The 14,347-nt window shown below is 66.5% G+C and carries 11 protein-coding genes; 2 read left to right on the top strand and 9 right to left on the bottom strand.

Features of this window, described 5'->3' with window-relative positions; all coding sequences use genetic code 11:
- Positions 1 to 68 precede the first annotated feature (68 nt).
- Genes OVA17_RS09760 through rfbA form a run of 3 tightly spaced genes read right to left on the bottom strand, consistent with a single transcriptional unit; the run spans position 69 to position 4,736 of the window.
- Positions 69 to 1,976 carry a rhamnan synthesis F family protein gene (locus OVA17_RS09760; RefSeq protein ID WP_267786358.1) on the bottom strand — a complete coding sequence of 636 codons (1,908 nt, stop codon included), beginning with the start codon at positions 1,974 to 1,976 and terminating at the stop codon, positions 69 to 71.
- Complete coding sequence (locus OVA17_RS09755) at positions 1,976 to 3,859, bottom strand: rhamnan synthesis F family protein (protein ID WP_267786357.1); 1,884 nt, start codon at positions 3,857 to 3,859, stop codon at positions 1,976 to 1,978. The genes OVA17_RS09760 and OVA17_RS09755 overlap by 1 nt, the downstream gene beginning before the upstream one ends.
- The gene (gene rfbA / locus OVA17_RS09750) at positions 3,852 to 4,736 is read right to left on the bottom strand and encodes a glucose-1-phosphate thymidylyltransferase RfbA (RefSeq protein WP_267786356.1); all 885 of its coding nucleotides are present in this window, start codon (positions 4,734 to 4,736) and stop codon (positions 3,852 to 3,854) included. The genes OVA17_RS09755 and rfbA overlap by 8 nt, the downstream gene beginning before the upstream one ends.
- Before the next feature lie 82 nt (positions 4,737 to 4,818).
- Between rfbA and rfbB the strand changes: the two genes are divergently transcribed.
- Positions 4,819 to 5,814 (top strand): dTDP-glucose 4,6-dehydratase, encoded by a 996-nt coding sequence (rfbB, locus tag OVA17_RS09745; protein ID WP_267786355.1) that lies wholly within the window; start codon positions 4,819 to 4,821, stop codon positions 5,812 to 5,814.
- 5 nt (positions 5,815 to 5,819) lie between these two features.
- Positions 5,820 to 7,238 carry a bifunctional dTDP-4-dehydrorhamnose 3,5-epimerase family protein/NAD(P)-dependent oxidoreductase gene (locus OVA17_RS09740; RefSeq protein ID WP_267786353.1) on the top strand — a complete coding sequence of 473 codons (1,419 nt, stop codon included), beginning with the start codon at positions 5,820 to 5,822 and terminating at the stop codon, positions 7,236 to 7,238.
- A 74-nt stretch (positions 7,239 to 7,312) separates the two neighbouring features.
- Here the strand turns inward: OVA17_RS09740 and OVA17_RS09735 are convergent, their stop codons facing one another.
- The 6 genes from OVA17_RS09735 to purE all read right to left on the bottom strand — a co-directional run bounded on the left by OVA17_RS09735 (position 7,313) and on the right by purE (position 14,313).
- Positions 7,313 to 9,742, bottom strand: a complete 2,430-nt coding sequence (locus OVA17_RS09735) for a hypothetical protein (RefSeq protein ID WP_267786352.1) — start codon at positions 9,740 to 9,742, stop codon at positions 7,313 to 7,315.
- The gene (locus OVA17_RS09730) at positions 9,739 to 10,260 is read right to left on the bottom strand and encodes a hypothetical protein (RefSeq protein ID WP_267786351.1); all 522 of its coding nucleotides are present in this window, start codon (positions 10,258 to 10,260) and stop codon (positions 9,739 to 9,741) included. The genes OVA17_RS09735 and OVA17_RS09730 overlap by 4 nt, the downstream gene beginning before the upstream one ends.
- A gap of 189 nt (positions 10,261 to 10,449) precedes the next feature.
- Positions 10,450 to 11,259, bottom strand: a complete 810-nt coding sequence (locus OVA17_RS09725) for a glycosyltransferase family 2 protein (protein ID WP_267786350.1) — start codon at positions 11,257 to 11,259, stop codon at positions 10,450 to 10,452.
- Positions 11,260 to 11,285: 26 nt separating this feature from the next.
- On the bottom strand, positions 11,286 to 12,389 hold the full coding sequence (locus tag OVA17_RS09720; RefSeq protein WP_267786349.1) for a glycosyl transferase: 1,104 nt from the start codon (positions 12,387 to 12,389) through the stop codon (positions 11,286 to 11,288).
- Positions 12,386 to 13,849 carry an LCP family protein gene (locus OVA17_RS09715; protein WP_267786348.1) on the bottom strand — a complete coding sequence of 488 codons (1,464 nt, stop codon included), beginning with the start codon at positions 13,847 to 13,849 and terminating at the stop codon, positions 12,386 to 12,388. The genes OVA17_RS09720 and OVA17_RS09715 overlap by 4 nt, the downstream gene beginning before the upstream one ends.
- Positions 13,846 to 14,313 carry a 5-(carboxyamino)imidazole ribonucleotide mutase gene (gene purE, locus OVA17_RS09710; protein WP_267789377.1) on the bottom strand — a complete coding sequence of 156 codons (468 nt, stop codon included), beginning with the start codon at positions 14,311 to 14,313 and terminating at the stop codon, positions 13,846 to 13,848. The genes OVA17_RS09715 and purE overlap by 4 nt, the downstream gene beginning before the upstream one ends.
- Positions 14,314 to 14,347: the final 34 nt, after the last annotated feature.

The raw sequence follows: 14,347 nt of genomic DNA, 5'->3' as shown, positions 1-14,347 counted from the left end.
CGTCTTTCGGGATAACTCGATCCTACCGGGCGTCGCCTGAGTCCTCTCTCACGGCGCTCTCAGGTGCGTCAGGTGCGCGTGGTACCGAGAAAACGACGAACGGCGTTCACGACTCGACGCGGGCGCGCGACCGCACCGCGCACACTCTGCCACCGGGCCAGCTGATGCGGCTTGTTGAAGCGTAGGTACATCTCGAGGAAATCGACGGCCCGCCCGGTGCCGATCCAACCAGCTCGGTGCAGGAACAGGGTCTTGTCACGGAGGGAGCCGGGGAGCGTCGCCGCCATCTCATCGACTTTGAATTCGAGGGAGGTGTGGCTCAGAGCCGCATACTCGGCGGTCAAGACCGTGCGAGTGTGAAAGCCTCGCTCGGCCGCCGCGTAGGAGGGGAGGCGTTCCAGCACGTGGGCAAGGCCGCCGTCCTTGTATGCGTCTTTTCCGCCGAACTCCTCGTACCGCCACTCCCGCTCGGCAAGCAACCGGAGCGCCTCCGGACGAGCGGCGTACATCGACCCGAAGGGGGCGAGAGGGGAGACGGTGTCGACCGGCACCGCGATACCCAGTTGCGCCGCGACGTGTTCGAAACGCGGACGGTTACCCCACCATGCATGCCCCAGAGTGCCATGCCCGATGTGGATCATCGGGGGGTAGGTAAGTCCGAGCCCCTCCTCGCGTTGGAACAGCCCGATGAGGTTCGCCGCGTAGCCCGCCGTCGGCAGGAGGTTGTCGAGCTGCTGTCCCTTGAAGTGCTGCCCTACGGCGTACCCCTGCTGCGGCGTCCGCTTCGTGTGCACCTTCACAATGACGTCATACGCGTCACCCAGGATGAGGTCGCGACAGGCGATGAGGAAAGCGCTCTGATCTCGTCCGTCGTTCGACGGCAACACGCGTACCTCGGTCCGTCGACCGGGGCGACGCCGCGTGTGGAGGATGCCCTCGATCTCTCGAGCACGATGGGCGTCGGGAGTGGTCACCACGAGGTCGTAGTCGCACGGCAGGAGATCACCACGGTCAAGGATCTCGTCTGTCATGTCCACATAGAAAATGTGTGCTACGAGCACCACACGCAGCGGATTCGACGGATCGTACGAAACGTCGACGTCAGAGAGGATGTCGAGCATGCCCAGATCGGTCGTCACATCTCGCGGCGGAGAGTTGCGAGCGAGGTTGGGGAGGATGAGGTCGCGTGAGTAGCCGAAGGACTCGACCTTCTCGATCAGCCACTTGCCGATGGACGCCTCGTGGTCCATGGTTACGGGCCAGAAGAAGAACGGCTTGCGCTTGACAATCGGACACCCGTCATCGAGCAGCTGCTCCGCGTTGAAGATCGACGGGTTCTCGGTGTCGTATCGCTCGTGACCGAAGGCCACGCGGTGCGTATATCCGGCAGAACTGAACCGCTCGGTGAACGTCACCTCGTGCAGCGTGACGGCCTCCGTCCAATCCTCGAGTACAGGGAGCGACCGCCAGTAATCACGCCAGACGTCCGAGGTAAACATCCGGCGGCGGACCGCGATCCAGAAAGACTGAAGATGGTAGGGGATGACCTCACCCGTCCAGGACGAGTTCTGCTCGACCCGCGGGTGATCAGTGAGACCCCAGAAGTCGACTTCGCTGGCATCCATATCCGCAAAAACCGGAGCGAAGGGGCGTACGGGCCCGAACCATGTGTCGTTTGTGAGGATGACTTCGTCGTACCGCGCGATGTCGTCGCCGAGGAACTCGAGGCCAGCTTTCTGCCCCCAGATGTCCATTCCGGTGTTCTCGCGCTGGAGGACGTCGTCTGCCACCGCCTCAAGCCGAGCCCGGGCGTCCTCGAGGAGCACCCCGTTAACGACCGCGATGATGCGATCGGCGTGTTCACGCAGACCTGACAGCGCATGCAGAACGAAGTCGTCGACGCGACCTCGACGGTCGTATATGACGTAGACGACAGCGCGCGAGCCCGATTCGGGAAAACGACCTGGACCGGGCATCAATTCTCCCTCCGTTCGGACCGGGCTGCTCTGCGCACGACGCGGCGCATCCGCCGTGCAAGTCGACCGACGCGCGAGATGGTGCCCAACCAGCCCGGATGCCGATATCGAAGCCACATGCGAGCGAAATCAACGCCCCGTCCCGACCCCACGGGCCCCGCCCGGTGAAGGAGCGAGGTGTAGCCCGCCGGATAGCCGTATGAGGTCATCGCCATATGATCGCCGATGTACTCGAGAGAGCCATGACTCAGGCCCGCATGCTCGCTCGTCGCCGCCGTTCGCGTGTAGTAGCCGCGTTCACCGGCGACGTAGGCGTGCAAACGGGAATGCACAGCGCTGGCGGCGGAATCGGTCCCCCACCGCTCTTCGGCAAGCAGACGCACCGCGTCCGGCCGACCCCACCACATCCCCCCGACGGGGGCGTGTGGGCTCGCCCAATCGAGCGGCACATTGACGCCGAGTTTCGTGAGGACGCGTTCGGCGCGCGAACGCTGCCCCACCCACCCGTCGCCGAGCGTCGACATCCCGATATGAGGAGTCGGGGGGAACACCAGGCCCAGCTCGGCTTCGCGCCGGAAGAGCTCGATGATGTTCGCTGCGTACCCCGCGTCACCGCCCAGAAGGCAGTCGTACTGCTGCCGACGGAAGTAGCGAGCTGCGTTGTGCGAAAGACGCTCTTCGACCCCCGTGTGCAACGCCACGACGAGGTCTATGTCGTCGGAGAACACCACGTCACGACACTCGTCGAACACGACGGCGGTGTCGGCCTGCCGGCGAGTGGTTGCGGCTCTGACCTCACAGGGCACATCCCTCGAGACAGAGGTTCTGCTCCACGCCGTCTCGACCGCCGTGCGGGTCGACTCCTCTGAAAGGGTGAAGATGACACGAGCGAGACCGGGGATCGCCGCGACGCGTCCGACGACGTCGGTGAGGACTTCGATGTCGAGAACGTGGACCACCGCGAGTACTGTCATCGCATCGCGCCCGGGAGCACGCTCCGTGGCGGGCAGAATCTCGAACATGGCTCCGTTGGTGTGTACGCGTTTGGGCGGGCACGTGCGTGCAAGATCGGACCACATCAGGCCCACCGGATAGCCCCGCGCGGCCATGGCGGCCGAGATCCGGCGACCAGCGATGGCGTGCTGGTCATAAAACAACGGATACCCGTCCAGGACTTCCCGGGCGACCGCGGGACAGCCGTCCTCAATGAGAAGGTCGACGTTGAACATGTCGGGATGCTCAGCCGGGTAGTCATCGCTGGCGAAAGCCGCACCGATGCGGAAGCCCGCACGGGTCACGACCTCGCTGAGATGGGACTCGGCGTTGCGCACCTCCCAGCTGTGGCCCGGACGCGCCGGGAGGTGAGACCAGAATTTTCCCCACGCGCTCGACTCGCGGACCCGGCGCCGGACCGCTATCCAATAGGCGCTCAGGCGCACGGCGCCGTCGCGGCCCTCTGATCGGTCGCGGTGCCGGGCATCCCGGCGATCCGTGATCGACCACATATCGAGGTAGCGGGCCTCCATGCGTTCGATCACGGGGCCCAGAGGGCTCACCGGACCGAACCACCCATCCCCCGTGAGGACGATCTCGTCGAACGTGCGCTCCGCGGAACCCCAGGCGCGCAGGCCTTCGGCATACGCCCACAAACCATGCACGTTCGGGCCCACGCCCACGACGCGATCAGCGAGCGACTCAGCCTCCGATCGACCTTGCGCATCGAGGCCTCCGACAACGAGGAGCAAATGATCGACGTGCTCACGGAGAGCCGACAACGAGTAGAGAGTGGCATCTGTCAGTCGGCCGCTGCGCGCCTGAGCGGAGAAGATCGCGCCGCGTGTCCCCCCGAGAGGAAACCGGACGGGGACAGTGGAGTCATTCACCCGGTCGCACCTGCCCCTGCGCCAATGCCTTGATCAGATAGTCGCCGTATCCACTCTTGGCCAGGCTCTCTGCGCGCGTCCGCAGCTCGTCGTCTGTCAAGAAACCCATCCGCCAGGCGACCTCCTCCGGGCAGCCAATAGACAGACCCTGGCGTTTTTCGACCGTGCGGATGAATTCGGTCGCTTCGCTCAGCGAATCGAAGGTGCCGGTGTCGAGCCACGCCGTGCCTCGCGGAAGAATCTCGACCTTGAGCTTGCCCTCGTCAAGATAGGCCCGATTCACGTCGGTGATCTCGAGCTCGCCGCGCGGCGACGGCCGGAGATTCCGGGCGATGTCGACGACGGCGTTGTCGTAGAAGTACAACCCCGGTACGGCGTAGTTGCTCTTGGGTGCGACGGGCTTCTCCTCGAGCGAGACGACCGCCCCCGAGGAGTCGAACTCGACGACGCCATACGCGGAGGGGTCGTCCACCCAATAGCCGAAGACGACACCGCCGTCGAGGTGATTGTACCGACGGAGGCGTGTTCCCATGCCCTGTCCGTAGAAGATGTTGTCGCCGAGCACGAGGGCCACCGAATCGGACCCTATGTGGTCTGCTCCGAGGACGAACGCCTGGGCCAGGCCGTCGGGCGAAGGCTGCTGCTTGTACGTGATGGAAACGCCGAAGGCCGAACCGTCGCCCAGGAGGCGCTCGAACTGCCCGGCGTCGGACGGCGTCGTGATGACCAGGATGTCGCGAACCCCCGCCAGGATGAGAGTGGACAGCGGGTAGTAGATCATCGGCTTGTCATAGACGGGGACGAGCTGCTTGGAAACGCCGAGCGTGATGGGGTGCAGTCGCGACCCGGTTCCGCCCGCGAGAATGATGCCACGCATGCTGCCAGTCTCGTCGATTTTCGCGGAAGCGGCCAAACCGGCGTCATCAGGAAGATCCGGCGATCCCGACTAACCTGACCTCATGCGTCTTCTCGTCACCGGTGGCGCCGGTTTCATCGGGTCCAATTTCGTGCATCACGTCATCGCGCACACCGAACACACGGTGACCGTGCTCGACAAGCTGACATACGCCGGCAACCGTGCTTCTTTGGAGGGGCTTCCCGCCGACCGCGTCCGCCTCGTGGTGGGCGACATCGCCGATGCGGCCGCCGTCGACCCGCTCGTCGAGGAAGCCGACGCCGTCGTGCACTACGCCGCCGAGTCGCACAACGACAACTCCCTGCATGATCCGCGCCCGTTCCTCGACACGAACATCATCGGTACCTACACGCTGCTCGAGGCCGCGCGCCGCCATGACGTGCGCTTCCACCACATCTCCACGGACGAGGTCTACGGCGACCTCGAACTCGACGACCCGGCGCGCTTTACGGAGCAGACGCCGTACAACCCCTCGTCGCCGTACTCGTCGACCAAAGCCGGATCCGACCTGTTGGTGCGGGCATGGGTGCGTTCGTTCGGCTTACGCGCCACCATCAGCAACTGCTCGAACAACTACGGGCCCTACCAGCACGTGGAGAAGTTCATCCCCCGCCAGATCACCAACGTGCTGCGCGGAGTTCGCCCCAAGCTGTACGGCACCGGAGAGAACGTCCGCGACTGGATCCACGCCGACGACCACTCCTCCGCTGTCCTCACAATCCTCGACAAGGGCGAGATCGGCGAGACGTACCTCATCGGCGCCGATGGCGAGAAGGACAACAAGAGCGTCGTCGAGCTGATCCTGCAGATCGCCGGTCAGCCGACGGACGCGTACGACCTCGTCGCAGATCGTCCCGGTCATGACATGCGCTACGCCATCGACTCGACCAAGCTCCGTGCCGAGCTCGGCTGGGCTCCTACCTACGGGGACTTCGAATCAGGACTCGCCGCCACCATCGACTGGTACCGCGACAACGAAGCCTGGTGGGCACCCGCCAAGGACGGCGTCGAAGCGTTCTACGCCGGCAAGGGGCAGTGACCGCGATGTCGATTGCCTTCGGTAAGCCCCTCGCCGTGCGCGAGACGCCCATCCCCGGTCTCGTCGTCCTCGACCTGCCGGTGCACGGGGATGCACGCGGATGGTTCAAGGAGAACTGGCAGCGCGAGAAGATGATCTCCGCCGGCGTCGATCTGCCGGACTTCGGTCCGGTCCAGAACAACATTTCGTTCAACGACGCCGTCGGCACGACCCGTGGCATCCACGCGGAACCCTGGGACAAGTACGTCTCGGTCGCGACCGGGCGCATCTTCGGCGCGTGGGTCGACCTCCGCGAGGGCGAGACCTTCGGCGCCGTGTTCACGACCGAGCTCGACCCGTCGACGGCGATCTTCGTTCCGCGCGGAGTCGGCAACTCGTACCAGACCCTCGAAGCCGACACCGCGTACACCTACCTCGTGAACGATCACTGGTCGCCCGACGCGACGTATACCTTCCTGAACCTGGCAGATGAGACGGCCGCCATCGAGTGGCCCATCCCCCTGTCCGAGGTCGAGATCAGCGCGAAAGACAGGGCGCACCCGCGACTGTCCGACGTGGTCCCGATGCCACCGCAGAAGCTCCTCGTCACCGGTGCGAACGGTCAGCTCGGCCGGGCTCTCCGCGCGGAGTTCGGTGAGCATCCCTGGATCGAGTACGCGGCGCGCGACGACCTCGACCTCACTTCGCCCGATCTGGACGTTGCCCGACGCTGGCGTGACTACGGCACCATCATCAACGCCGCCGCGTATACGCAGGTAGACGCCGCGGAGTCGCCGGAGGGGCGCAGCCAGGCGTGGGCCGCCAACGTTAGCGCCGTTGCAGCTCTCGCGCGTGTCGCGTCGGCGAACGGCATCACTCTCGTTCACATCTCGAGCGACTACGTGTTCGACGGCTCGGCTGCGGATCCCTACGAAGAGTCATCGGCATTCTCGCCGCTGGGTGTCTACGGTCAGACCAAGGCCGCGGGAGACGCGATCGCGTCGACGGTCCCGCGACACTACATCCTGCGTACCAGTTGGGTCATCGGCCAGGGCTCGAACTTCGTCCGGACCATGGCTTCGCTCGCGCAGAAAGGCGTTGATCCGAAGGTGGTCGACGATCAGATCGGCCGACTCACCTTCACCGACGACATCGCGTCGTCGATCCGTCACTTCCTCAGGACCGGCGCGCCCTTCGGCACGTATAACGTGACCAGTTCCGGCGATGCACTCTCGTGGTACGACGTCGCGCGAGAAGTCTTCCGTCTCACTGGCCACGACCCCGACCGTGTCGGCGCGGTATCGACCGAACGGTACTTCCACGACGCGCAAGGACCAGTTGCACCGCGCCCCCGAAACAGCGTTCTTGACCTGAAACGCTCACAAGCCGCCGGAGTCGAGACCCTCCCTAGCCTAGACGCCCTCGCCCTCTACCTCCGAGCCTGATCGGACACAGCGGCCTGAACGGCGAAAACGAAGGAGGGGCGACCGGATGATTGGTCGCCCCTCCTTCGTGTCAGTCACGGAACGGTGACGCTTCGACACCCAAGGAGGCTGTTCGGTCCCACCCCGTTGTCGTTAATCGGGTACACACACACGTTGTGCAACCCGCGGCTCGCGGGAACCGTTGCCGAGAAACCGTGACGATCACCGAGCCCGAATGCTGCGCCGATATCGCCCCGCGGAACATCGGCGAGGATCGCTCGCCCGACACCATCGACGTAAACGTGCACAGCGATCGAATCGGTCGTATCGGGATCTAGAGCCCAGCCGCCCACCACGACCGCGCCTGAGGTGACACCGACCGACTCGAGATTGCCAATGGGCGGACGGGAGTGGTCGGCAACCGTGATTGACCGGCACCCGATCAGGGTGTTTCCGCCGTCACCATTATTGATCGCGTAAACGCAGACGTTCGACTGTCCGGGCGGTGCTGCGATTCTCTCCGAATAACCATGCTGACCGCCCTGCAGCGGATAGGCAGCTCCAACGTCGGGGCGGGACTTGTCAGCCGTGTAGGCAGCTCCCGCATTGCCGACGTAGATGTGCACAGGGATCGATGCGGCCGTGTCAAGGTCGAGCGCCCACCCGCTGACGTTGACGGAGTTGCCCGATACCGATACATCGTCGATGACGCCGATCGGGGCGCGAGACCGATCTGGGACCGCAACGGTGACCGAGCGGCATCCGAGAGTCGTGTCACCCCCCGCGCCATTGTTCACCGCCACGACGCAGACCTGGTAGGACCCTCCCATCAACGTAAGCTGCGACGCAAAGCCGTGATTGGCCCCGTAGCTCGGGTAAGCCGCTCCCACGTCTGAGCGGGGGAGGTTCGCTGTGGCGTTCGACGACTTTCCGCTGGCGGTCATCCGCACCTGAATGGGCAGTGCCGTATCAGGGTCGATGGTCCACCCGCTCGCCGAGACCGAGGCACCGTTCACTGTTATGGCGTCAAGCGCCCCGAAGGGAACGCGTCCCTGATCGACAGGGGCCTGAACGACGACCGTTCGGCAGCCCAGCTGAACATTTCCGCCCAGACCGACGTTGATGCCGTAGGCGCAGACGGTGTGCGAACCAGGGTCAGCGGGCAGGACACCGCCGAACCCGTGGTTGGCCCCGTAGGCGGGGTAGGAGGAGCCCACATCATTGCGCGAGCTGTCGGCGGTAATGGCGGTGCCCGCGCCATCAATGTAGATGTGGACGGCGATGGGCGATGTTGTATCCGGGTCGATGGCCCATCCACCAACCGAGATCGCGCCGGAGCGCGCATCGACCCCCTCGAGGTTTCCGAAAGGCGACCCGGCCATCGCGGTGACTGCGGAGCATTTCAGCTGCTGGTCGCGCCCCGCGCCGACGTTCACGCCGGTTACGCAGACATTGTTATTTCCCTCCTGCGCGGCGGGGACGTACGCGGAGAACGCGTGATTTCCACCCAATGCCGGATACGCCGCCGCAACATCGGCGCGGTAGCCGTCAGCGGTGACCGTGGTGAGGGCGCTTTCCACGCGGATCTGGATCTGAATCGGGTTCGCCGTGTCAGGATCGGCGGTCCACCCCTCGACGCGGAAGCCCCCGGGAACCGCGTAAATGGTATCGACCGAGCCGAATGGCCCCGAGGGGTTGCCCTGTGCCCGTGTGGACCCGAACCAGTCCGTGAACGTCCGCCAGAAGTTGCGGTTACCGTAAGCGGAGCAGCCGTCACCCGTGCCGTAGAGGTTGTTCAGCGCGGCCTGGTTCGGCACGTACGGGGTGTAGATGTAGAGGCCCGCGGTCGCGGCGTTCTCGATGTAGACGCGTTGAGTGCCACACCCGCCGTTGGGGTTGTAGAGGATGTTGTTCCATCGGCCCGACTGATAACCCCACCACGTCGGGTTGAGGCGGTAGACCTCGAACTGACGGGCCGCGTAATAGACCTGATAAAAGAATCCGGCGGTTGCCGCGTCGCATGGAGCCGTGTCGGGGCACCCCTGGCCGGTGGCGGCGGAGTAATTCCACGACGACGGCGCTGTCGACGTGATCAGGCCCTGCTCCTTCTGCAGCAGGACGAGAAGCGCTTTCTGGCTGATGCCGCAAGAGCGGGCAACCTTGTCGATGATGGTCGAGGCACTTTCGTTCGGCGCGCCCGAGTAGCCATTGCAGTACTTGTCGACGGGCCGATTGTCGGTGTTCTGTCGGTAGTCCTTGACGCATGTGTACCCGGACTGGCAGCTGCGCACTTGGCGCTCCATGAAGGCCTGGATTTCGGGGGAACCCATCGCATTGCCGTCGTAGAAGACGGAATCATCGATAATGTTGCCCGGGTTCCAATCTGCTGCATCGGCGGCCGCCGCGGAATCCACCGGAGCGATCGTGGCCGGCAGCGCCAGAGGCGCGGCGACGAGCAACGCGAGCGCACCGGCCCACACCGCGACCGCCGCCGCGAAGCGGCGCCAGCGGGTGGGACCGATCACGAGGCCGGCTCGACCGTCGTCACTGCGGACTTGGCCGAGGTCGTGCGCGATGAGTATGTGACCTGGAAAGCCGGGTCGGCCTCGTCGCCGACGGCGATCGTCATGAGGCCGCAGTAGGTCACGTCCTTGCCCTCGTTCGCGGCGGAGTCGACCGTCGCCCCCGAGGAGACGAGCGTGAGCGAGCACGTTCCACCGGACTCGGAAACCCCGGGAACCATCGCGGAAACCTGTAGAGCACCGTCGCGGACCTCGGAGGTGACGATGAGGATCTCCCCGTTGAAAGGTGCCGCCGTCGCCTCGGAGCCCCCCGCGGTGGGAGCGGGAGACGGCGTCCCGGTGGCGTCGGGCGAGACCGTAGGCGTAGCAGTGGGCCCCGACGTGGTCGGAGTCGGAGTGGCAGAGCCGGAGGTCCCGGCACATCCGGAGAATGTGAGCACCCCGGCGAGGAGCAAGACGGGCAGCACGACGCGCGTGCGCCGGAGGGAGGACGAAACGGCGGCGTCGATGGCGTACTTCACGGCAATATTATGCGGGTGCGGCGAGGAACCCGCAGCCGCCCACGCCGCGAAACGCCAGGTCTTCACTGACGGGAGATCCGTCGACGCAATCTCCGCACGCGCGACCACAACGGCTGGTGAGCATCGAGCTCATGTCGAAGATCATCCCGGATCTCCGCACGCACCCGAGCCGCACTTGCCGCAAGCCGCTCATCGACATGCGCCTTGAGGCTCCGCCTGCAACGCCGCCAGGTACAGCGGCAGCCCGTCGCCCTCGCGCCCGATCCACTCCGCGAGCGCACGATCACGTACCCGCGCATCATCGACGGCGTGCACCTCGGTGAGGGCGAACATGCTGTTGGCGTCGAGGCCCGTGGCATCCGGTCTCTGCGTCCAGAAAGCGAGCGCTTCTCCCGGGAGGAAGCCGATCCCCCCGTGCCGAAGGATCCGAAGGTAGAGATCCCAGTCCTCCACGGCGTCGAGCGACTCGTCGTACCAACCGATCTCGTTGTGGATCGACCGCCGATAGAGAACCGAAATGGGGACAGCCCGGTTCACGCTGAGCATCTCGGTCAGCGAGATGCGTTGCATACCCGCCCAGAACGGCGCCCGCCCGACCTCGACCCATGCACCTTCGCGCTTCTCTTCGTAGACGATCTCTGTCGGCACGGCGACGGCCGCGTCAGAAGGGGTCGCGTCGAGCCACGCGAGGGTTCGAGAGAGGAACTCGGGATGCCAGCGATCGTCGTCGTCGTGAAGCACGACATACTCGGTACCAACGTCGCGAACACCCCGATTCGCAGCGACGCAGCGACCGCCCTCACCGTCCGCGATGTGTAGGGCGGAGACGTCGAGGCCGGCCCCCGAGACGATCGATTCGACCTCGGCGGGGTCTCCCCCGTCGTTCACCACGATGACCCGGTGGTCGACGAAGGTCTGAGCGCCGATGTCGCTGAGCGCCCGTCGGAGGAAGTCCGGCCGCCGCCGGGTACGGACGACGATCCCGACGCGCGCAGTCATGCTGTCGAGCATAGGGGCCGTCGACCTCACAGCTCCGCGTGCAGCGCCCACACCCGCTCGGCCGACGCTCTCCACGCGAAGCCCTTGGCGCGGTCGCCGGCCAGGACCCGCAGTCGCTCGGCGTCCTCGCCCAGGGCACGCTCGAGGGCGGCACCGAGCTGGTCGGAGGTCGCGAACGCTGCGGCATCGGCGAGCACTTCGTGCAGCACCGGGGTGTCGACGGCGGCGATGGGGACACCCACCGCGAGGGCGTCGACCGCCCGCCACGGCCAGTCGACCCGGGGGCTCGCGGCGACGAAGGCCGCGGCGTGCGAGAGGACCGCTGCGCGATCCCAGCGGTCGAGGGAGCCGCGGGCGTGGATCCGCGTCTCGGCGAGGCCCGCGGCCGAGGCGATGTCGATGACGGCCGGCTCCTCCCCCTCGGGGACGTCGAGGACGACGACGTCGCCCTCCCAGCCGGACGCGACCACGGCCGCGAAAGCCGCGCCGAGGGCGTCGGAGGCCGCGCTCCCTCCGGCGGCGGCGACGAAGGTCTGAGGCAGATCGAGGGCGCGGAGCCTCCCCACCGCATCCGACGGGACGCGCAGCCCCGCTGCCGGGGCCCCGTTGATCACACGGACTTTCTTCACCAGCTTGGCCTTCGCGACCTCTGCGAGGCGCTCGGCCATGGCGTGCGTGGGGACGATCACCGCGTCGGCGTGCTTTCCCACTCGCGACAGCAACGCTCGAGCGGCGAGGACCTCGGCCTTGGGCAGCTCCTCGGGGGTCTCCCACGCCCGCAGGTCCCACACCGTCACCACGATCTGGTGCGTCTCGTTGACGCGGTCGTGACGCACCAGCGGCGCCAGCGGGGTCGGCGAGTGGATGAGTCCCTTGCCGATGCCGGGAGCCACCCCCAGCTGCCATGATGCCGCGAGCTCGCGCCGACGCATCGACAGACGCGTCTCGGAGCTGAGACCGGCGATGGCATCGTCGTCGGGGATGCCCGGCGACGGGACGATGGCCCCGACATCGCAGCCGCGCGGGGCGGTGGCGATGAGGGCCTCGGTCAGCGAGGCCGAGGCTTCGGCGAGGTCGCGGGAAGTCGGGGCGACGAGCTGATCCAGCACGACGCGCAGGGTCACGGTCACGAGGAGGGCGCCTCCGTCTCGGTCGGCGGGTGCAGCTTGTCGTGCACCATCTGCTGCACCTGGGCGTAGTCGGGGTCGAACTCGTCGACGCCGCCCGCCGGGGTGAGCTCGAGGGTGCCGACCGGCTGGTCTTTGGCCTTGAGCGCCAGGTTCACCAGGGTCGGGGCGATGAGGCCCTGCGGCAGGTCGGTCTCGACGATGTTGGTGCCCGCGGTGGCGACGTCCTGGAAGTGCGCGAGCACGTTCTGCGGGGTGGTCTGCGCGAGGATCGCCTCCTGCAGCTCGCGCTGACGGCGCATGCGATCGAAGTCGCTCGTCGTGTACCGCGAGCGGGCGTACCACTGCGCGGTGTCGCCGTTCATGTGCTGCTGTCCGGCCTCGACCCAGCCGAAGGCCCAGTCGTCGACGGGCTGGCCGTCGTAGGCGGGGCCACCCTTCGGCAGGCGCTCCTTGACGTCGATGTCGACGCCGCCGAGCGCGTCGACCAGGTCGGCGAAGCCCTTCATGTCGATGAGCACGTAGTACGGGATCTGGATGCCCATGATCCCCTCGGCGGCATCCTTCGTCGCTTCGATGCCGGGCTCGGATCCCTGAGAAAAGGCGTTCGGGTAGAGCGTGTTGCCGTCCTGGCACACCTCGACCTCGGTGCGGAGCTGATTGATGCCGCTCCCCCAGCCGCAGGTCGCGTTGGCATAGCCGGTGTGGCCGTTCGGGTACTTGTCCTGCATCGGTCCCGGCGCGAAGGGGAAGTGCGGCATGTCGCGCGGGATGCCGGTGATGGTGGTCGCTCCGGTGTCGGCGTTGATCGAGACGACCGAGATGCTGTCGAAGCGCATCGAGTCCCGCCCCTCACCGGAGTCGGCGCCGAGAAGGAGGATGTTGTAGTACCCGTCCGACGGCGGCACGACGGGGGCGGACTGCGCGAACAACTCCGAGAAGGTGTCTCGGGTCGTGCCCGCGGTCTGCGCGGCCCACGCCGCGCCCGAGCCCGAGAGCACGAGGAGCGCGACGGAGACGAACGCCACGCCCACGCGCGAGAACGCGCGCAGACGGACCAGTCGGACCAGTCGGAGGGTGTCGATCGTGAGCACGACCCACAGCACGATGTAGGCGACGAGGACGATCTGCACGAGTGTCAGTGGGAGGGGGCGGAACCACGACAGGAAGTCGGGGATGAACGATCCGGTTGCCAGGGCGAACAGTCCGCTGGGCATGAGCAGCGCACCGAGTCCCGCGAGCACGAGGATGGTCCACATCAGCAGGGTCGCTGCGAGGCCGAACCGCCCCAGCCGCCTGTTGCCGGCGAGCACCTGGGCGGAGCCCGGGAGCAGGAAGTTCAACGCGACGAGCCACCAGCCGCGGCGCGTCATGACGGCCGTCGAGGTGGCGTCGGGGTTGCGCAGGGGACGCTGCTCGACGACGTGCGCCTGGGATCGTGGACGAGCGGCCGCGAGCGTCATAGGGAGTCCTTCAGACGTCGGTTCTTCTCTTCGACCTGCGCTTCGAGTTCGCGCGCGTAGGCCTCGACGCGTTCGGCGAGGGCGGCGTCGGCGCTGCCGAGGATCCGCGCGGCCAGGAGACCGGCGTTCTTCGCCCCGTTGATCGAGACGGTCGCCACGGGGATGCCCGCGGGCATCTGGACGATCGAGAGCAGCGAGTCGAGGCCGTCGAGCGTCGCCAGCTGCACCGGCACCCCGATGACGGGGAGGGCGGTGACGGATGCCAGCATGCCCGGCAGGTGCGCCGCACCCCCGGCCCCCGCGATGATGGCGCGCAGCCCGCGTTCACGCGCCTCTCGCCCGTAACGGACGAGCTTGTCGGGTGTGCGGTGCGCCGAGACCACCTCGACCTCGTGCGGGATGCCGAACTCGGTCAGCACTTCGCTGGCGGCGTTCATCACGCGCCAGTCGGAGTCGGAGCCCATGACGACGCCGACCACGGGCGTCTCGGAAGAATGC

The organism is Microbacterium sp. SL75, from assembly GCF_026625865.1.
GTDB lineage: Bacteria > Actinomycetota > Actinomycetes > Actinomycetales > Microbacteriaceae > Microbacterium.
The sequence above is the reverse complement of the archived record's forward strand: the minus strand, read 5'-3'. Positions and strand labels throughout refer to the sequence as shown.